Here is an 18,336-nt window from a genome sequence, read left to right as displayed (position 1 = left end):
TCACTTCTATTTATTTGTTTGGTAGCTTTCACCATGAAACAAAATTTGTTCTCCCCGTTTAGTCGCATTCTCTTATTGGGTTTAGCCAGTGTGGCCATCGTTGGATGTGCTGATATGAAGACACCGGGTTACTACGAACCTCCACGCGAGAGCACGGCAACGGATGCCATGCGTCAGGCTCGTGGAAGTACGAGCGGTCGCACCTTGCAAGCACCAAGTCAAATGCAGATTCAGACATCTCGCATGTCACCCAAAGCGCAAGCTAACCAAGCTGAAAAAATGTCTACACAACAGGCTGACGAACAAGCTTACTCACTGTTACTTACCCAATTGCTGCCGAAGGTTCAAACCTATCACGGCACATTGCCCTGCTTTCATCAGGAAATGCGTTGCACCAACCAGCAGTTGACCCTGACACTGGCACCTAATGGACAATGGCGAGCCCGTGCGCAATACGTCAATCCAAGAGTCAATCAAGGTGAATCTGCACAAAAAGGGTATGTCACCCAAGGATGCTGGCGTCTTGTCCCTATGAACCCAGCCAACCTGGTTTTACTGGATACAAAGGGTAATGCCCGTGCAGAGATGCTTTTCTTGAACCGCAACAATTTACAAGTCAATCTGATTGATGGCGAACCAACCAATCTGGTGTATACGCTCAATCGTCAACCCGATCTTGATCCGATCCAAGAACTTGACGGCACAGCACCACTGCAGTGTCAGTAATTTGATGATCCGAAGCGGCTTGATCGCCGCTTCGTTTGTGCTTAACGCAAACTCAACACCACTTAACTCGCGGGATTTGTTTCCTGACTAGTTGTAGGCGCATAGACCGCTCTTGCCAGTTGAACCGCATTACGCACACCCATTTTGTAGAATATTTTGGCGCGATGCGCTTCAACAGTCCGAGTTGAAATACCCAATTCCATGGCAATCATCTTATTCGGTTTGCCTTGCGCAACCGGATAAAGGACCTCACGCTCACGCGCTGTCAATGCGGGCCATCCAGCACCTGCTTGGTCATCAAGTCTATACATCTCATCTCCCAAAGAACAGAGACGACAGTCTCGCAGATCCATAGCATGACCGACAGCTAACAAATCTGTCAGGTCAAGCAAATCCGTGGGGGAAACAACTAAGATCTGCACGTGCTCGCAGCGATGCTAAGATGCACTTTCAACCCACGAATCACCCATCTGGACCGTCTTAATGAACGCAAACATAAGCTCGCTCATTCATGACTATGCACGCAGTTGGCATCTGCTTCAAGCCTACGATGAGAACGCACTTCTGAGCCAAACCGCTAAACAAGAGAGCATGCATGCAATCAGTCTGGATCAGGCATTAGAGAGCATCGAACAACTTAAAGAGATTCTTATCGAAAAGGGTGAAGCCTCAGAGCTTTTTGGGCAGTTGCGTGGCAATGGCTTGGAATCCGCGTTAGCCACCATTGAGCAAGGGTTTGGTGGGGAGTCGTTTTATCCAAACGTGGCCAGCCGAGCTGCGCACTTGCTGTACTTCATCATCAAAAATCATCCTTTAGCCGATGGCAACAAACGTTCAGGTGCTTTTTTATTTCTACTGTATCTGCACTTGAATGCACACTTACTTGCCAGACCTGTCCATGAGCTCATCAATGACAATACGCTCGTCACCGTTGCACTGCTAGTTGCGCAAAGTGATCCTGCGCAGAAAGACCTGATCGTCAATCTAGTTCAGAACTTAATTGTTTTAAAGGCGAACAGCGATCACGCTTAACAATGGGCTGTGCAGCCCAGATCGATTCAAGAACTGGAGCCACACTCAGCTGTATTGATCAAATGATGACCCGTAAGGAAGCGATGATTTTACTCATCACAAAATACTTTAAATAAAGCATAACTTAATTCATAATATATCCTACACGGCTGAGAATCATTCGACCAAAATCATTCAATACTTTTAAGCCACTATGCAGCACGACACATTTTTTACTAAAGATAAAGCCCCTAAACTGCAGTCAGCATCGGCGCGTCTCATTATGAGCCACCTGTTGGTGCTGGGCGGCTGCGTTCAGAGATCGAATTTATCCTACTGCAAGCAAACCAATATACAGATCCCTTCGAAAAAGCCATCTATCTACACTGCAATCTAGCGTACCCGCAGTATTTTCGCGATGGCAATAAACGCACAGCTCGCCTGATGCAAACTGCCGCATTAATCCAAGGCAATCAACTGTCATTATTCTTTCATGACACGCTGATTGATCCATATCTCATCGCGACAGTTTCATATTACGAAACCGGTGAATACGCACCATACATCGCTTTCTTTAAACAAAACTACGAGTTGGGAGTTTCCATGCTCGCTGGCGATTACACACTGACGCTGACGGCATCTGAAACCGTGGAGTTTGACAGGCGACTCGCACTGCTTCCAAGCTTAAAAAACGCCCCAGGCGCTGCACATTTATTCTGGCAGCTTGCACAAGAGGCTTTAATGATCAGCGACGGTGCACAAACCGTCAACTGGGAAGATATCGAACGCCAGACCATCATCCAAAGTATTGCAAAGTATGGGTATTCACCGGAGGCGGTGGGCACCATGATCTGTCAATACAGTCCTGGCGCGTACTCCCCACAAAACCAACTCGGTGTACTGGATGACATCAAACGGCTTGCGCCCATCCTGCAGGCGCAATATGCCAATTCGATCAATCAGTCAAAAACGTCAGACCTCTAAGTTGTCAATCAAACGCGTATTGCCTAACTTGGCCGCCGTCAAAATCACCAGTGGCTCACCCGCACGTACTTCATCCAGCGTAGGCGCTAACAGATCACGCTGTCGACGTACGCTGAAATAATCTACTTTCCAACCATTACGATCCAGCTCAGCACTTGCCGCACCTTCCAGCGACGCAATGTCAGTGGCACCTTTGAGTAAGGCATCCCGAGTTTGTGTCAGAGACTGATAGAGCATCGGTGCTGTAGCTCGGTCTTTTTCACTTAGGTAGGCATTGCGCGAAGACAGGGCTAAACCATCCGAATCTCGCACGGTCTCGTGCGCCACAATCTCAACAGGCAATTGAAACTGTCTGCACATGCTGCGCACCACCATCAACTGCTGATAGTCTTTTTTCCCAAAAACAGCCACCTGAGGCTGTACACAGGACATCAGTTTCAGAACAACCGTACACACACCTTCAAAAAAGCCAGGTCGATACTCACCTTCCAGAATACCGCCCAAGTCCTGCGGTGGCAGGACCCGATAGGTTTGTGGCTCTGGATAAAGTTCTTTTTCATTGGGGGCAAACAGCACGTACACATCGCGAGCACGTTCAAGCTTCTCAATATCTTCCATGAGTGAGCGGGGATATTGATCAAAATCCTCATTCGGACCGAACTGCAGGCGATTCACAAAAATACTCGCCACCACAGGATCACCATACTGACGCGCACTGCGCATCAACGCCAGATGACCCGCATGTAAATTTCCCATGGTAGGGACAAAAGCTGCCCGGGTCTGACCACGCAACTGATCTCTCAGCTCCTCAATGGTGTGTACGACTTTCAAAATAATCTCCGTAACTGTAAAAACAGTCCGCTAAAGTTCAAGCCTCATGACTGCGTTGGGGCAGTCTGACATAAATAGGCGCATAGGCTTGCGCCTGAGTCAAATCCAACAGTGATTCTTTCACCAACTCAAGCATGGCAATGAAATGCACAACGATCACAGCGACCGGCTCAGACAAATGGACTCTGATCATAAATAAGTCTGTGAATTCCATGAATCGAACTTGCGACAACTCGCGCAATATTAAACTCATATGCTCACGAACAGACAATTGTTCACGCGTAATCTGGTGATGCGCATTCAGGCGCGCACGACGCAAAATAGATTGCCAGGCCGCTGCCAGATCTTCCACGCGCACTTCGGGCAAACGCTCAACAACCTCTAGGTCCATCAAGACATGTCCGACCTCAAAGTCACGACCGACTCTGGGTAGTTTGTCGAGCTCCGCGGCTGCCTGCTTCATTTGCTCATAAACGAGCAACCGGCGGACTAGCTCAGCGCGTGGATCTTCCTCTTCACCTGTTTCTTCATTCACAGGTACGGGCAACAGCATGCGCGACTTAATATCGATGAGCATCGCGGCCATCAGAAGATATTCAGCTGCCAGTTCCAGATTGCGTTGGCGAATTTCTTCAACGTACGTCAAGTATTGACGCGTCAACGCCGCCATCGGGATATCAAGCACATCAAAGTTTTGCCGGCGAATCAGATACAGAAGTAAATCCAGCGGACCTTCGAAACTATCCAGAAAAACTTCCAGCGCATCTGGCGGAATGTACAAATCCTGCGGCAAATCAAAGACGGGTTCGCCGTAGAGACGTGCATAAGCCTGCACATCAGCCTGCACCGCTTCCTCTGAGGAGGCAGAACTTTGAGATGTCGCTGGGATCACTCGTCGTTAGTCGTTTTGATAGACGTAAGCCGTTTGGGGTACACGCGCCTGTTTAAAAGCTTCCTGATCTTCTGGATTCAGCGTTTTATCCCACAATCGAGCGCGCCCTTCCAACTGACGTTGTTCCGCATCCGGGTGCTTTTCTTTGTAAGCCCGTATAAAGCGTGTTGCTTCAGATTCGTAATGTGCAGCCATAAAATGTTGTCAATCCGTTTAGACTAAAAAAAGAAACCATTATCACCCCACAGTTTACTCGAGCACACGACACTTGGACGCATTCTCTCCCTCTATCTGGCTTAAGCGCCTTAAAAACTACACCCAAAAAAGCATGGACGGCTTGATGGTGCCTTTCATCGTGGGATGTGCACTCTTTATGCAACTGCTCGACGCCACGGTGATCACGATTGCGATTCCTGCCATGGCAGAAGACTTTGGTGTACCACCTGTGCGATTAAACACAGCCATTACCGCTTACCTGATGGCCGCGGCTGTCTTTGTTCCCGTGTGTGGCTGGGCAGCTGATCGTTTTGGAGCGCGGCGAGTCTTTTTGACTTCTATTCTGATTTTTACGATCAGTTCGCTAGGTGGCGCGTCCTCATCGTCCGTCTCCGAACTAGTTGGTTGGCGCATCGTACAAGGTTTTGGTGGGGCCATGATGGTCCCAGTCGGGCGTCTAATCATGCTCAGAACCATCCCTAAGCATGAGATCTTAAGGGCCATGGCTTTTCTGTCGCTGCCCGCTTTAATGGGACCAATTTTCGGTCCACCCATAGGTGGGTTTTTAGTGACCTACGCCGCTTGGGAATGGATTTTCCTGATGAACTTGCCCATTGGTTTACTGGGTCTTTACATGACCCTTCGGTTTATCCCATCCAGTGCCAATGAGATCATCCGCAAACCGCTTGATTTACTGGGATTTGTGTTGAGTGCCATCTGTCTAGCCACACTCGTAGCGGCTTTTGAGTTCATTGCTAGCCAGACAATACCTGGGATCTGGGTCGGCTTGATGGTGGCTGTCGGACTGGGTTGTGGCTATCTCTACAGAGAGCACGCCAGACGCCACCCTAACCCGATCATTGATTTACGCCTACTAGACATTCCAACATTTCGTGCTTCGATTCTAGGCGGCAACTTATGTCGCTTTACAGTCAGTGCGACGCCCTTCTTACTGGCACTACTGCTACAAACCGGATTCGGAATGTCCGCTATGTCCGCTGGGTTAATTACATTTTCAAGTGCATTAGGCGCTTTGCTGATGAAGTTTGGCGCACCCCCGATTCTTCAACGCTGGGGATACCGGCGCGTGTTGATCATCAATGCGGCTTTGACAGGCATTTCTCTGGCTTTATGTGCCATTTTTACGGACACGACACCCATCTGGCTCATGATCACACTGCTGGTGATCAGTGGCTTTTTCCGCTCATTACAGTTCACGGCAGTAAACACCCTGGGGTTTGCGGACATCCCAAAACCCAGACTCAGCATCGCCAGTGGTTTTTCCGCCATGGCGCAACAACTTGGTATCAGTCTGGGTGTCGGGATCAGTGCACTGGTCATTAATCTGAGCACAAGTCTTCAAGGACATGAGAAACCTATGCCCAGTGATATTACCGTCGGCTTTGTTGTCATCGGTGCATTCTGCCTGCTATCAATCTTAGTATTCCGTAAACTGCCGATCGATGCGGGTGCTTCACTCCAACGAAACAACCAATAACAACGATTAAGACAGCAAGGACATCAAGCGATTAACGTGTGTCAAAACCCAACAATCGGCGATTGATGATGAGCTCCGCCACACCGGCAGGCACATCCCTTTCCCATTCACCACGCCCACGTTGAATCTGCTCAAGCACTTCTGAACTGTCAATATGCAGATGACTCTCATCCAACGGCTCAATCGCTACCAGCTTTTGATTAGCGACCAAGTGAGCAAGCAACAACTGTAAATTACTGGGCACACGCACATTGGACAATGTCACCAAATCCTCGTCATCGAATCCATTTTGTCCCTTGGGTCGAGCAGGGTACACATACACATGGGTATTATCGGGGAATAGCTTACCGAAAGCTTCCAAAATGCCACCTTCCATGCCGTCATAAAGCTTTTCATCAAACACATAATCGAAGTCACGGACTGACAGCACAATGCCGATGGGTTTGGTGGTGTAACGACGCAAATAAGCCCTTAAACGGAAAAACCGCACATAGTCCGAAATCATGACGGTGTAGCCTTGTGAAGCAAGCAAATCCATCCGCGCCAGAAAATCCGCATCATCGACGTTGTCGCCCGTGACCAGAGAGTTCATGGTGATTTCTGCCAACGCAACCACCTCATTCTCGTCCACTGCCGACACCTGACTATACTGCGATAAACCTGCTTGCATCATGTCGGTGTTGACTAGCGTGACCGGATTAAAGCTGCCTCGCATCACTAAAACGGGTTTACGATACAACAGCTCACCGGGCACCACAACCTCACCCTCAGGGTTAAACACAATGGCGCGTGTTAACCAACTGCGAATCAGATGCAGGTTCATCAGTCGATTTTCAACTTCATCAAAATACGGACCGCTGAAATGAATCAAATCCACCTCAATGCGGTCTGATCCGAGCTCATCAGACAGACCTTCCACAATCCATTCGGGCCTAGCGTAATTAAAGAAAGCACCGTAGATCAGATTGACCCCTAAAATGCCCAACGCCTCAGACTGTTGCGCATTGTCTTGATCCAACATCCGCACATGCAAAATAATGTCGCTCGGCTGCGCGCCAGGGTGCAACTGTAGGCGCACACCAATCCAGCCATGACATTCGTTTTTTTGCTTAAAGCTGCGCGCCGTTACGGTCGCCGCATAGGCAAAGAAAGTCGTATTGCGTGGGCGCACATCGGTTAAACGCTCCACCACCTGCGTGTATTCTTTGTCCAGCATTTGTAGCAATCTGGCACGACTGACATAGCGATCCACATGGCCGTAAATGTCATCACTCACCGACATGTCATAGGCAGACATGGTTTTAGCAATCGTGCCGGCAGCAGCACCCACCTGAAAAAACCGTCGAGCAACTTCTTGACCAGCGCCAATCTCCACGATCGAACCGTACTTATACCGATCCAAGTTAATTCGCAGCGCTTTCTGATCCGTTGTCAGCGACGTATCACGTTGTGTCATCACTACTTTGCCTCTCAAAATCCATTCACTGGTGATGATCGTGTTTGCCACGATCATGCCACCATTGCCGTATCACTCGTTTTAAATCCCAGTAATCCCGAAGTTTCGGCAATCGCAACCCCGTCACAATACGAGGTTCTAGCGCCAAACCCACACTGGTTGCTTCCAAGTCATCTTGGGATTCACGCACAACCAGCTCAACCGGTCCCAGCAAGACTCGATCGCCACGAACCACCGTCCCACCGAGCTGTTTCTTGAGGTATTCGGCAATCGTCAACATTTCTTCACCAGGCTGTAAGGTCGCACCATAGGTCAGCGCCAACTCCTCGACAAATTTGTCGGGATCCACCGAAAAATCACCAAAATAGCGTTTTTCTCGACCCGTCAGTTCCACAGGTTGTGCAAACAGACGATCCAGCAAATGAATATGGCGTGGTGCCGTAAAGATGTAGACGTAATCACCCACAGTCGGTCGACCTAGCTCATGACTCGGAATCGACTTACCATCACGCACAGCCAACGCAGGTCGCGCCCAACGCGGGATACGTTCCCCTTGCGCAACCGGACTTCCTTTGGCCACACGGTACACCAACAATTCATGCTTGGCATTGCCTGGCAACTCGAGCTCAACTTTCTCGACGGCCCCCAGTGGAGGCGGCACAATCAAGTCGAGTTTGCTCGCCATCGGTCGGATGGTCCAGCCCTGCACAATCAAGGAGACCAACACAATAATGAACGCACTATTAAACAGTGCCTGGCCATTTTCCAGATTGGCCACAATCGGCAAAATCGCCAATAAAATCGACACAGCACCTCGCAGCCCGACCCAGGCTACAAAGGATTTTTCTGCACGTGTGAAATCAAACGGAATCAAACACAGAAAAACAGCGATAGGGCGCACCAACACGACGAGTAACAAACCCACTAGTGTGGCACCTAGTGCAATCTTTGGAAATTCGGAAGGTGTGGCCAACAACCCCAGCATCAAGAACATCGTAATTTGTGCCAGCCAAGTCAGCCCTTCTTGGAAACGTCCAATCAAAACTGATCCCTTAAACCGCACGTTCCCCATGATGATGCCGGCCATGTAAACCGCGAGGAACCCACTGATTCCAAAAGCCGATGACACGCCAAACAAAAACAAAATCAGCGACAACACCAGAATAGGAAACAAGCCCGGATCAAACGACACTCGATTCAAGACCATTGCTAAGCCGTAACCTGCAATCACACCAACCACAGCGCCCAACACCAACTGCTGAAAAATGGCTGCCAGAAATGTCTGCGTAATATCCGATACCGAAGCCGTCCCGCTTGAGAGAATTTCTAAAAGCGTAATCACCAGAAAAATAGCCATCGGATCGTTCGAACCCGACTCAATTTCCAGCGTGGCCTGGACTCGATCTCGAATACCGATATTGCCAACACGCAACAGAAAAAACACGGCCGCCGCATCCGTTGAACCCACGATGGAACCCAACAACATGGCCTCAAACCAAGTGAATCCCAGCAAATAATGCGCAGGAATTGCCAGCAACATGGCGGTCATCACCACCCCAAACGTTGCTAACGTGACCGCAGGCGCTGCGGCTAGTCGAAACGAGCGCCATTGTGTCGTGTAACCACTGTCATACAAAATAATGGCCAATGCCACGCTACCGATAAAATAAGCAGCAGAGGCATCACGAAACTGGATTCCCCCAATACCGTCTTCACCTGCTAGCAAGCCAACAATTAAAAACACCAGCAATAACGGCACACCGACCCGAAACGAGATCACGCTACTCAGAATCGAGATCAATATCAGTAGTGAACCGATAGCAACAGACAAAGAAATCGCATCGATCATCCAGGCGCTCCCGCTAGCGATTTATAGACAGTCAACATACACAGTCTCCAGATCAAATTTCAGTTGTCGCAACAAGCCACGAAAAACAGCGTCACGCTGTGCGACTAATTAAATAGTGTTCGAACGCCGTGCTCCACCGAGCAAGGCATACAGAAAAATGGCGCCAAACGTCGAAGTGCCAATGCCACCCAACGTAAAGTCACCAAAACTCAGTGTGAAATCACCGGTTCCGAGAATAAGTGTAACTGCTGCCACCAACAGATTTCGATTGTCTGAGAAATCAACTTGATTCTCAACCCAAATTCGTGCCCCAGCTACAGCAATCAAACCAAACACCACAATCGACACACCACCCATTACCGCCAGTGGAATGGCCTGAATCAATGCACCGAATTTAGGGCTAAATCCCAATACAATGGCCATGACCCCGGCTGTCACAAAAATCGCGGTGGAATAAATCTTGGTCGCTGCCATCACACCGATATTCTCCGCATACGTCGTAACCCCTGTACCTCCCACGGATCCTGCGACCATCGTCGCCACGCCATCGCCCATAAAAGCTCGACCGAGGTATCCATCCAGATTCTTACCAGTCATGGCAGTCACTGCTTTCAAGTGCCCTAGGTTTTCTGCGACGAGAATCACAACAACGGGTGCTATCAGCAGGGTCGCATTCATCGAAAACTCCGGTGCGCTGAACTGTGGCAGTCCAAACCAAGCGGCGGCGGCCACCCCACTTAAATCAATCGGCGCGCCCAGTCCCATGCCATTGGTCAGAATGGCATACAGCAGACTGGCCAAAATCAGACCCATCAGAATCAGAAGACGCTGCAACATGCCACGCGTCAATACGGCTATCAAGCCGACACACACAAATGTCAGCGCCTGTGCCCAAGCATCAAAAGGCGTGGGCGACATGTTTTTAATTGGAATTTGTGCCAGATTTAGTCCGATCACCGCCACCACTGAACCCGTCACCACGGGCGGCATCATGCGCTCAATCCAGCCCACACCAATGATCTGAACAATTGCCCCCACTAGGAAATAGATCGCACCACACACCACAATGCCACCAAGTGCCACACCGATATTGGCGTTAAACCCGGAACCACCGTAGCCAGTCGCAGCAATCACAACCCCGATAAACGCAAAACTCGATCCGAGATAGCTCGGCACTTTGCCAGCGGTCATCAAAAAGAAAATCAAGGTTCCCACGCCACTCATCAGCACGGCAACGTTTGGATCAAAGCCCATCAGCAACGGCGCCAATACGGTCGAACCAAACATGGCGATCAAATGTTGAACCCCCATGACGGTTGTCTGAGGCCAAGGCAGACGTTCGTCTGGCCCAATCACACCGCCCCATTCGAGCGCTTTGTCACTTTTAACAGTCCATGCAAACATGTGATCTCTACCCAAAAATAAATTGAATTGTGTTGATTTAAAGATTTTTTGACATAAATACTTCAATCCACCCGGTCAGGACTTGAAATAACAGACAGCCGCCCTTATCTTAATGAGTAAGATTCCACTCAAATGTTGATATGACACAGGCTGACTACTATTCCACCATGGGTCTGACCAAAGGTGCGACCCAGGACGACATCAAAAAAGCATATCGTAAGCTTGCCCGAAAATATCACCCAGACGTCAGTAAAGACGACGATGCCGGTGAAAAAATGGCCAAACTCAACGAAGCCAACGATGTGCTGTCCGATCCAGACAAACGCAAAGCCTATGACCAGGTCGGTCATCAGGCTTGGGCTCAAGGCGCCCGTAGCGCAGATGACATGCGACCCCCACCAGGCTGGCAGTCCGCTCAAGGCGGGCATTACGGCGATCAGGCTGATTTTAGCGATTTGTTCCGTGACATGTTCAATGAGCGCGGTTCAAGAGGCGGCCCACGGGGCTGGCCAGGGCAAGACACCCACGCCACGATCACCATCAGTTTGCACGAGGCTTATCATGGCACTTCGCGCCAGATCCAGCTTCAGGGCCATGTTCCCGATGGTCAGGGACGACTGATCCCCGAACTGCGCACACTCGACGTTAAAGTGCCAGCAGGCGTTGCTCAAGATCAAATGATCCGCTTGGCCGGTCAAGGTGAGCCCGGCATGGGCGCACCCGCAGGCGACCTTTATCTCAAAGTCGACATCCAGACTGGCGATCGCACCCGCGTTGAAGGCCGAAACGTCCACATGCCCTTAGTCGTCACGCCATGGGAAGCGGCATTAGGCGCACAAGTGCCAGTGCACACCCCTCTGGGCACTTTACACGTCACCGTCCCAGCGGGATCGGTGGCACGACGCAAATTACGTCTGAAAGGCAAAGGTATTCCAGGACGTCAGGCAGGCGATCTGATGCTGGAAATCGATATCGCAATTCCGGGGGCGATTACGCCTGAACAGAAAGCGGCTTGGGAAGCATTGGCAAGCGCTTACCCCGGTTTTGATCCAAGACCGAAATCATAAGGAGGCGACGATCGTGACCAATCCGACTCAACGCCAAAACCAGGTAACCGTCACAACTCAGCTTCAGGTGCTAGAAGGCGAGATGCTGCGCTTGGAAGAAATCTCACGTCTTTGCCGCATGAGCCCAGACTGGGTTCTGGCGCGTGTGCAAGAAGAGGTTCTAGAGGGACAGTATCGGGATGGGACGTATTACTTCTCGAGTGCAACCATTTGGCGCGCCTGCCAAGTGGCAGATCTGGAAGTCCATTACGATGCCGACCCACAACTCGCGGCTCTGGTCGCTGATCTGTCTGAAGAGATTCAAGCCTTGCGAGCACGTTTACGGTTACTCGACACTTAAAACGGACAACAGACTACACGCGACGGATCTACAAGTTCATCACAACCCCAACGATTGCACCTGCCGATAAGAACCAAAGCAGGTGCAAACGGGTTTTCCAGACCATTAAGGTTGTCACTGCGGCCATCCCCCAGAGATGCCATTGGATCGGCTCGCCATCTCTGGGGAGCAAAATGAACCAACCCGTTGTCGCCAGCAAACCGGCAGACACGGGCGCAAGTGCAATTTTAAAAGCCTTGACCCAAGACCAGTTCTGATTGCGTCTAACCCAGCGCGCCCCATAAATCGTCACGATCGAGCTTGGCAAAAGTGACGCAATCAATGCCGTTAGCATGGCGATCATGGCCCAGGTCCACGGACCTTGTTCAATCCCAACCTGCCATCCAAACAAGGGCACAAAGGTTGCATTAGGCCCAGGTGTCGCCTGCGCAATGGCAATCGATGCAGAAAACGCCGAAGCGCTTAACCAAGCCTTCTGAACCACCAAGTATTGATACATCTGTGGCGCCGTCATCATCGCGCCCGCACCCACTGTCAGTAATGACAAGGAGACAAAAAGCCACATCAAGTCAAACCAGTCTGACCAATTCAATGCCCAAGCCATTACGACGCTCTCCTAGCGAGCTTACTCATCTGTCGGTGAACCCACCAAGTCCCCACCCCTGCCATCGTCAGCAACACCCACAACAATGGCCAACGAAAGACCGCCACCGCTAGGAATGTGACCAATGCCACGATCACAGTCACTCCGCCAGATAGCACAGTTTTTTGAATTGAAGTGAGGAGTTTCAACGCAGTGCCCATGATCAAACCCGCTGCCACTGCACCCATTGCCTGCAATGCCCCGTTCACCACCGGATAATGTGAAAACTTGTCGTAAAGAACCGTGAGTGTGAGCGCAATCACAATCGGCAAGAGCATCAAACCCGTAATACCAGTAAGCGCACCGCGCCAACCAAAATACCGATCACCCAGCATGAGTGACAGATTCACGACATTGGGCCCTGGCATCAGCTGTGCAACCGCCCAGTCTTCCGCAAAAGATTGCGGTGTCAACCAGCGACGCCGTTCAACCAGTTCCCGGTAAGCAACCGGCGCTGCCGCCCCAAACCCTTGGGCAGCCAGCACATTAAATGCCACAAACAATGACCAAAGCGACTCAGGAACCTGAGTTTCTTCTTGTTTCGCCTTCTCACTCATGCGCACTGTGCAGATGGCATCACACCATCATCCTTTCTCAACCGTAAAAACCGAAACTTATACACAGTTTTTGTGGACAAGTCACTGGACAACCCGTCAACAAGTGCCTTAACTCATTGTGCTGTAAAGAAACACACGGGGTTGAGCACGTATTGACAATTCTGCGCGGTTGCTCAGCCGCTAAAACCACCTGCCTTCAAAAAGGCCGCCTCGGCTTCAGTCGTCTCACGTCCCAAAGAAGCATTGCGATGTGGGAATCGCCCAAAATCAGCGATGATATCGCGATGAATCTTGGCCCACTTCAACGTTTCAGATCCCAAAGCTTCACATAAGCGAACCGCCTCATTCTGCAACGCCAAATCTTCAGCATGCTCAAAAGGCAAAATTAGGAATGACCGCAGTTCGGGCTCAATACGTTCTAAGTCACCCCGATCAATACTGTGGCGAGCAATCATGCACGCCAGCGAATCCGTCGCAAACATATGAGCGGTACCGCGAAACGCATTACGTGGTAACTGATCGAGCAAAATCAGTAACGCCAGACAGCCCTGAGCATCTGCCATCCAATGATCCAGTTCGCGCCGGGCAGCTGCCATGTGCCAATCCAAAAACGTGTCTCGAAACAACGTATCAAAGGCATCGTCTTTGGCAAACCATTTCGCGGGTCCCGCTTGTTTCCAAAAATCGATGACGGTTTTTGGAGAGTAGTTTTCGGTGGATGTGCTCATTCGAGGCTCCTTGATTAGCAAACAAATCCGAATCAACGGCGTCTGCGCTAAAACCCAAACCCCGTATCCTGACATATTCCATTGAAGAATAACCGCAAAGCGCACAAGACTCACGGTATCTCATGGCAAACCGCCACTGTCAATGCAAACACGCCTAGGCTTTTTTGAGAAACCTAGGCGTGCCTCAGATCGCTATCTGTGCCTTTAGAAGGACGGCACAATACTGCCTTGATACTTCGTTTTAATCTGCTCACGCACTGCATCACTTTGCAGTGCTTTCACAAGCTTTGCCACATCTTCGTTATCCGCATCCTGCACACGCACGGCTACGAGGTTGGCATAAGGGGACTCTTCACCCTCAAGCACCAGCGCGTCGGTCAGTGGATTTAAACCGGCTTCAAGGGCGTAGTTGGTATTGATTAACGCCAGGTCCACATCAGGCATCACACGTGCCACGTTCGCGGCCTCAATTTCCCGAAACTTCAGTTTTTTAGGGTTATCTGCAATGTCACGTGCAGTGGCCAGAATGTTGTCTGGGTCTTTCAATTGAATCAAACCTGCATTTTGTAGCAACAACAAGGCACGTGCACCGTTGGTTGGGTCATTAGGTAGGGCAACTTGTGCACCTTCTTTCAAATCTTCCAGTGACTTCACTTTGCTGGAATACGCACCAAACGGCTCGACGTGGATCAAACCCACTGACACCAACTCAGTCCCATGCTCTTTATTGAAACTATCCAGATACGGTTTGTGCTGAAAGTAGTTGGCATTAATCACGCCATCCGCAACCTGGCGGTTGGGCTGGACGTAATCAGTGAACACTTTAATGTCGAGTTCCACACCTTCTTTTTCTAAGATCGGCTTCACAAACTCCAACAGTTCTGCGTGCGGCACGGGTGTGGCCGCCACACTCAATTGACCCGCATGGGCCAGACCAGCAGACAAGCCCAATGCACTCGCTAACAAGGCTGACAACAATGTTTTTTTGTACATCTTCAATCCTTTTAAAATCAATTCAACAACTATTTTCAAACATCAACTAATTCGCCGGTTCAGCATATCCACCAGCCGATCACCAATCAGCTGCATCAACTGCACCATAACCACCAGTATCAAAACCGTGACCACCATGACATCAGTCTGATAGCGCTGGTAACCAAACCGTACCGCCAGATCACCCAAACCACCGCCGCCAATCACACCGGACATGGCTGAATAACCCACCAACATGATGGCCGTCACCACCACACCCGCCAAAATACCTGTGCGAGCCTCAGGTAGCAAAGCCAGCCAAACCGTCTGTACGGGTGTTGCACCCATCGCGCGGCAGGCTTCACTCACGCCTGGGTTCAGTTCCTTCAAAGAAGTTTCCACCAACCGCGCAAAAAACGGTGCTGCACTGGCGACCAAGGGTGGAATCGACCCAGCCACGCCCAATGAAGTTCCCGCTAAAACTCTCGTCAGCGGAATCATGACAATGAGCAAAATCAAAAACGGAACAGAGCGTAAAACGTTTACAATGAGAGACAAGGTCTGATAAACCGCTGGATATCCCCGAAACTGACCCGGCCCAGTCATAAACAGCGCAACCCCCACTGGTAAACCTATCAACACTGCAAATAACAGTGAAACCCCTGTCATCAGCAACGTGTCGAATGTAGCTTCCAGAATTAATAGCCAGTCCATTGCCATCCAGTTCATGGTTGCAATTCCTCAAAATCAATCTCTAGCGTTTTGAGTGTGGCCTTAAGTTGCGTCAACTGTTCACTAGTACCCGTAGCATAGACAATCAAATGGCCATAGGGTGTCGTCCCCATCATGCCCACCGCCCCTTGCAAAATACTGATATCCACACCCAGATCTCGGCTTAATTGGCTAATCAACGGCATCGTCGCCGTTTGCCCTTGATAACGCAAACGCAGTGCCACACCACTGTCTTGTAATTCGATCAGCTGACGCCACGTCTGTTCTTCTGTCGAACTCTGTGACAACAAACTCTGGGTCACGGGGTGCGCCGGACGCAACAACACATCTAAAACAGCGCCTTGCTCAACCAACACACCATATTCAATGACAGCCACACGATGGCAGATTTGACGAATCACATCCATGCTGTGGGTAATCAGCACAATCGTCAGACCCAATTTCTGATTAATTTGAACCAACAGCTCGAGGATAGATTGCGTGGTTTCCGGATCAAGGGCCGATGTCGCCTCATCACACAGTAATAAACGAGGCTCGTTAGCCAATGCCCGCGCAATGCCAACCCGTTGCTGCTGTCCGCCTGAAAGCTGTCTGGGATATTTGTTCGCATGGGCTTGTAGTCCCACCAGCGTCAGAACTTCCATCGCTCGTTCAACTTGCTTGGCGCGTGGCTGACCAGCGAGTTTTAATGGGAAGCAGACGTTGTCCAGTACGGTGCGCGATTGCAGTAAATTGAAGTGCTGAAACACCATGCCAATTTTGTGGCGCACTCGACGCAATGACGACTCATCGAGCTCAGAAATGCACTGACCATCCAGCACAACCTGCCCAGCCGTCGGGCGCTCCAGTAGATTCAGTAAACGAATCAACGTGCTCTTGCCGGCACCCGAACGACCGATCATGCCAAAGATTTCGCCTTGCTCAATCGTTAAACTGACATCATCCAGCGCCACAGTTTCCTGACCAACAGACCCATAGGTCTTACGAATCCGATCCAATGTGATCACAACCAAATACCCACAAACACAGTTTCTGACACAACATGCACACGCCCAATCAGGTCTACGATTAAAAAGTCACAATGTACCACCGCCTGATTTAAGCCGGCACAATCCGTGCTGACAGAAAGGATTTTCTTATAGCGTAGACTTATATAGAAAACAGACGCTGGATGACCGACGCACCGATCAACGATGCACAGAACTGGCTCGAATGACATTATCGGAGATCAAGGTCTGAATCTCTGATTCTGAATAGCCCAACTCTTTTAAAAGTGAGATCGTATGTTGTCCTAAATGCGGTGGATTGTCTCGAACGCTTAAACGTTGCCCATCCATCGAGAGTGGCATCAAGGCCGTTTGTGTCTGAATCGGACGACCAATGTGGCTGCCATCTTCGGGCAAAATCATGGGCACTAAGCCACCCGTTTGTTTCAGGTGTGTATCTTCAAAAAGATCTTCAGGACGACCCACTCGGGCAAACGGCAATCCCATCTGCTCGAATCGTTGCTCCAGCTCCTGTGTCGAATACGTTGCAAATCGTTCACGCAAAATCGGAATCAACCACGAACGGGCTCGCACTCTAGCCTGATTACTCTTTAAGCGTAAATCCGCGCTCAAATCATCAAAATCAAAGGTCTGGCACAATAAAAACCATTGCTCATCATTGATAGCGCCTAGAAAAACTTGCTCGCCATCACTGCTCACAAACACATCGTAGACCGCCCAGACGGTAGTTGGATCCGGTTGCTCAGCTGTTTTCTGACCACTAATCGCGGCTTGCATCATGTGCTGCAGCACCAGAAACACGTTGTTCTCAAATAAGCCAGTTTGGACAGCATGACCCTGACCTGTGCGCTGACGTTGCGTCAAAGCGGCTAAAACACCAAGCGCTCCAAATAGTCCACTCATGATGTCATTGACGTTGGAGCCCGCATAATGCGAATGCCCATTCTCTTTATCGACATATGCCAATCCCGCCATCATCTGCACCACTTCATCCAAAGCGTGTCTGTTGGCGTATGGTCCGGGCAAAAAGCTCTGATGCGAAGCCGTAATCAGTCTCGGATTAATCCGTGATAAGAGTTCTTTCGTCAGACCCATTTTTTTCATGCGCTTGGGACCGAAGTTTTCAACTAAGACATCGGCACCCGCCAACAAACGCAGCACGGCTTCACGACCACGCTTGTCGTCCATATCGACAGCAAAGCTTTTTTTGTTACGGTTAAAGCTTCCAAAAAAGCCCGCAGCTGCCCCAGTCAGTCGTCGGGTATTGTCGCCACTCACGGATTCGACCTTAATGACTTCAGCGCCAAAGTCGGCCAAGATCATGCCGCAAACAGGACCCATCACCAAATATGAGAACTCAATCACCCGAATACCAGCCAACGGTAAAAAAACTTCTGGTTTCATCACAAAACGCCTCCCGTTG

At 50.2% G+C, this 18,336-nt stretch carries 20 protein-coding genes and 1 pseudogene; 7 read left to right on the top strand and 14 right to left on the bottom strand.

The annotated features are described in order from the left end of the window. Nucleotides 1-33 precede the first annotated feature (33 nt). The gene (locus ACOI06_RS02630) at nt 34-726 is read left to right on the top strand and encodes a hypothetical protein (RefSeq protein WP_420660937.1); all 693 of its coding nucleotides are present in this window, start codon (nt 34-36) and stop codon (nt 724-726) included. Nucleotides 727-788: 62 nt separating this feature from the next. Here the strand turns inward: ACOI06_RS02630 and ACOI06_RS02625 are convergent, their stop codons facing one another. After that, a complete protein-coding gene (locus tag ACOI06_RS02625; RefSeq protein WP_420660936.1) occupies nt 789-1,037 on the bottom strand; it encodes a response regulator transcription factor in 249 nt (82 codons plus the stop codon). Between the two features lie 172 nt (nt 1,038-1,209). Between ACOI06_RS02625 and ACOI06_RS02620 the strand changes: the two genes are divergently transcribed. The 3 genes and pseudogenes from ACOI06_RS02620 to ACOI06_RS02610 all read left to right on the top strand — a co-directional run bounded on the left by ACOI06_RS02620 (nt 1,210) and on the right by ACOI06_RS02610 (nt 2,721). Then, nucleotides 1,210-1,758 carry a type II toxin-antitoxin system death-on-curing family toxin gene (locus ACOI06_RS02620; protein WP_420660935.1) on the top strand — a complete coding sequence of 183 codons (549 nt, stop codon included), beginning with the start codon at nt 1,210-1,212 and terminating at the stop codon, nt 1,756-1,758. Nucleotides 1,759-2,004: 246 nt separating this feature from the next. Beyond that, nucleotides 2,005-2,181 (top strand): annotated as a pseudogene (locus tag ACOI06_RS02615) (Fic family protein); the annotation flags it as partial. After that, entirely contained in the window at nt 2,182-2,721 is a 540-nt protein-coding gene (locus ACOI06_RS02610; RefSeq protein WP_420660934.1) for a hypothetical protein, read from the top strand. It abuts the pseudogene before it with no gap. Here ACOI06_RS02610 and panC read toward each other — a convergent pair. Genes panC through ACOI06_RS02595 form a run of 3 tightly spaced genes read right to left on the bottom strand, consistent with a single transcriptional unit; the run spans nt 2,710 to nt 4,639 of the window. After that, nucleotides 2,710-3,552, bottom strand: a complete 843-nt coding sequence (gene panC, locus ACOI06_RS02605; protein ID WP_420660933.1) for a pantoate--beta-alanine ligase — start codon at nt 3,550-3,552, stop codon at nt 2,710-2,712. The two genes, ACOI06_RS02610 and panC, sit on opposite strands and share 12 nt — an antisense overlap. A gap of 37 nt (nt 3,553-3,589) precedes the next feature. Beyond that, complete coding sequence (locus tag ACOI06_RS02600; protein ID WP_420660932.1) at nt 3,590-4,444, bottom strand: segregation and condensation protein A; 855 nt, start codon at nt 4,442-4,444, stop codon at nt 3,590-3,592. A 6-nt stretch (nt 4,445-4,450) separates the two neighbouring features. Next, nucleotides 4,451-4,639 carry a DUF3460 family protein gene (locus ACOI06_RS02595; protein WP_420660930.1) on the bottom strand — a complete coding sequence of 63 codons (189 nt, stop codon included), beginning with the start codon at nt 4,637-4,639 and terminating at the stop codon, nt 4,451-4,453. A gap of 145 nt (nt 4,640-4,784) precedes the next feature. Here ACOI06_RS02595 and ACOI06_RS02590 point away from each other — a divergent pair, with 145 nt between their 5' ends. Then, the gene (locus tag ACOI06_RS02590) at nt 4,785-6,158 is read left to right on the top strand and encodes an MFS transporter (protein WP_420661020.1); all 1,374 of its coding nucleotides are present in this window, start codon (nt 4,785-4,787) and stop codon (nt 6,156-6,158) included. Between the two features lie 31 nt (nt 6,159-6,189). Here ACOI06_RS02590 and ACOI06_RS02585 read toward each other — a convergent pair whose 3' ends face one another. From ACOI06_RS02585 to ACOI06_RS02575, 3 genes are all read right to left on the bottom strand, one after another. Then, complete coding sequence (locus ACOI06_RS02585) at nt 6,190-7,665, bottom strand: hypothetical protein (protein WP_420660929.1); 1,476 nt, start codon at nt 7,663-7,665, stop codon at nt 6,190-6,192. Continuing rightward, entirely contained in the window at nt 7,640-9,463 is a 1,824-nt protein-coding gene (locus ACOI06_RS02580; RefSeq protein WP_420660928.1) for a potassium/proton antiporter, read from the bottom strand. The genes ACOI06_RS02585 and ACOI06_RS02580 overlap by 26 nt, the downstream gene beginning before the upstream one ends. A gap of 108 nt (nt 9,464-9,571) precedes the next feature. Next, nucleotides 9,572-10,867: a solute carrier family 23 protein gene (locus ACOI06_RS02575; protein WP_420660927.1), complete on the bottom strand. Its 1,296-nt coding sequence runs from the start codon at nt 10,865-10,867 to the stop codon at nt 9,572-9,574. 140 nt (nt 10,868-11,007) lie between these two features. Between ACOI06_RS02575 and ACOI06_RS02570 the strand changes: the two genes are divergently transcribed. Both ACOI06_RS02570 and ACOI06_RS02565 read left to right on the top strand, forming a co-directional pair. Beyond that, complete coding sequence (locus tag ACOI06_RS02570; RefSeq protein WP_420660926.1) at nt 11,008-11,934, top strand: DnaJ C-terminal domain-containing protein; 927 nt, start codon at nt 11,008-11,010, stop codon at nt 11,932-11,934. Nucleotides 11,935-11,947: 13 nt separating this feature from the next. After that, nucleotides 11,948-12,274: a MerR family transcriptional regulator gene (locus ACOI06_RS02565; protein ID WP_420660925.1), complete on the top strand. Its 327-nt coding sequence runs from the start codon at nt 11,948-11,950 to the stop codon at nt 12,272-12,274. Nucleotides 12,275-12,302: 28 nt separating this feature from the next. Here the strand turns inward: ACOI06_RS02565 and ACOI06_RS02560 are convergent, their stop codons facing one another. From ACOI06_RS02560 to ACOI06_RS02530, 7 genes are all read right to left on the bottom strand, one after another. Then, entirely contained in the window at nt 12,303-12,878 is a 576-nt protein-coding gene (locus ACOI06_RS02560; protein WP_420660924.1) for a chromate transporter, read from the bottom strand. Next, nucleotides 12,878-13,474, bottom strand: coding sequence for a chromate transporter (locus tag ACOI06_RS02555; protein ID WP_420660923.1), 597 nt, complete (start codon nt 13,472-13,474; stop codon nt 12,878-12,880). The genes ACOI06_RS02560 and ACOI06_RS02555 overlap by 1 nt, the downstream gene beginning before the upstream one ends. 173 nt (nt 13,475-13,647) lie before the next feature. Continuing rightward, the gene (locus tag ACOI06_RS02550) at nt 13,648-14,202 is read right to left on the bottom strand and encodes a DUF924 family protein (protein ID WP_420660922.1); all 555 of its coding nucleotides are present in this window, start codon (nt 14,200-14,202) and stop codon (nt 13,648-13,650) included. Between the two features lie 204 nt (nt 14,203-14,406). Continuing rightward, nucleotides 14,407-15,195, bottom strand: coding sequence for a MetQ/NlpA family ABC transporter substrate-binding protein (locus ACOI06_RS02545; protein ID WP_420660921.1), 789 nt, complete (start codon nt 15,193-15,195; stop codon nt 14,407-14,409). A 42-nt stretch (nt 15,196-15,237) separates the two neighbouring features. Continuing rightward, the gene (locus ACOI06_RS02540; protein WP_420660920.1) at nt 15,238-15,903 is read right to left on the bottom strand and encodes a methionine ABC transporter permease; all 666 of its coding nucleotides are present in this window, start codon (nt 15,901-15,903) and stop codon (nt 15,238-15,240) included. Next, entirely contained in the window at nt 15,900-16,913 is a 1,014-nt protein-coding gene (locus ACOI06_RS02535) for a methionine ABC transporter ATP-binding protein (RefSeq protein WP_420660919.1), read from the bottom strand. Before ACOI06_RS02535 ends, ACOI06_RS02540 begins: the two co-directional genes overlap by 4 nt. Nucleotides 16,914-17,093: 180 nt before the next feature. Next, nucleotides 17,094-18,317 carry a CaiB/BaiF CoA transferase family protein gene (locus ACOI06_RS02530; protein ID WP_420660918.1) on the bottom strand — a complete coding sequence of 408 codons (1,224 nt, stop codon included), beginning with the start codon at nt 18,315-18,317 and terminating at the stop codon, nt 17,094-17,096. Nucleotides 18,318-18,336 lie beyond the last annotated feature (19 nt).

It is taken from the genome of Orrella sp. 11846 (assembly GCF_048820935.1).
Lineage (GTDB): Bacteria > Pseudomonadota > Gammaproteobacteria > Burkholderiales > Burkholderiaceae_B > Algicoccus.
Note: the sequence above shows the minus strand (reverse complement) of the source record. Positions and strands in the feature narration are given on the sequence as shown.

Coding starts and splice junctions, on each gene's coding strand:
- ACOI06_RS02630 (WP_420660937.1), top strand. CDS start 34: ATGAAACAAAATTTGTTCTCCCCGTTTAGTCGCATTCTCTTATTGGGT.
- ACOI06_RS02625 (WP_420660936.1), bottom strand. CDS start 1,037: ATGTATAGACTTGATGACCAAGCAGGTGCTGGATGGCCCGCATTGACA.
- ACOI06_RS02620 (WP_420660935.1), top strand. CDS start 1,210: ATGAACGCAAACATAAGCTCGCTCATTCATGACTATGCACGCAGTTGG.
- ACOI06_RS02610 (WP_420660934.1), top strand. CDS start 2,182: ATGCAAACTGCCGCATTAATCCAAGGCAATCAACTGTCATTATTCTTT.
- ACOI06_RS02595 (WP_420660930.1), bottom strand. CDS start 4,639: ATGGCTGCACATTACGAATCTGAAGCAACACGCTTTATACGGGCTTAC.
- ACOI06_RS02590 (WP_420661020.1), top strand. CDS start 4,785: ATGGTGCCTTTCATCGTGGGATGTGCACTCTTTATGCAACTGCTCGAC.
- ACOI06_RS02580 (WP_420660928.1), bottom strand. CDS start 9,463: ATGATCGATGCGATTTCTTTGTCTGTTGCTATCGGTTCACTACTGATA.
- ACOI06_RS02575 (WP_420660927.1), bottom strand. CDS start 10,867: ATGTTTGCATGGACTGTTAAAAGTGACAAAGCGCTCGAATGGGGCGGT.
- ACOI06_RS02570 (WP_420660926.1), top strand. CDS start 11,008: ATGACACAGGCTGACTACTATTCCACCATGGGTCTGACCAAAGGTGCG.
- ACOI06_RS02560 (WP_420660924.1), bottom strand. CDS start 12,878: ATGGCTTGGGCATTGAATTGGTCAGACTGGTTTGACTTGATGTGGCTT.
- ACOI06_RS02555 (WP_420660923.1), bottom strand. CDS start 13,474: ATGAGTGAGAAGGCGAAACAAGAAGAAACTCAGGTTCCTGAGTCGCTT.
- ACOI06_RS02550 (WP_420660922.1), bottom strand. CDS start 14,202: ATGAGCACATCCACCGAAAACTACTCTCCAAAAACCGTCATCGATTTT.
- ACOI06_RS02545 (WP_420660921.1), bottom strand. CDS start 15,195: ATGTACAAAAAAACATTGTTGTCAGCCTTGTTAGCGAGTGCATTGGGC.
- ACOI06_RS02540 (WP_420660920.1), bottom strand. CDS start 15,903: ATGAACTGGATGGCAATGGACTGGCTATTAATTCTGGAAGCTACATTC.
- ACOI06_RS02530 (WP_420660918.1), bottom strand. CDS start 18,317: ATGAAACCAGAAGTTTTTTTACCGTTGGCTGGTATTCGGGTGATTGAG.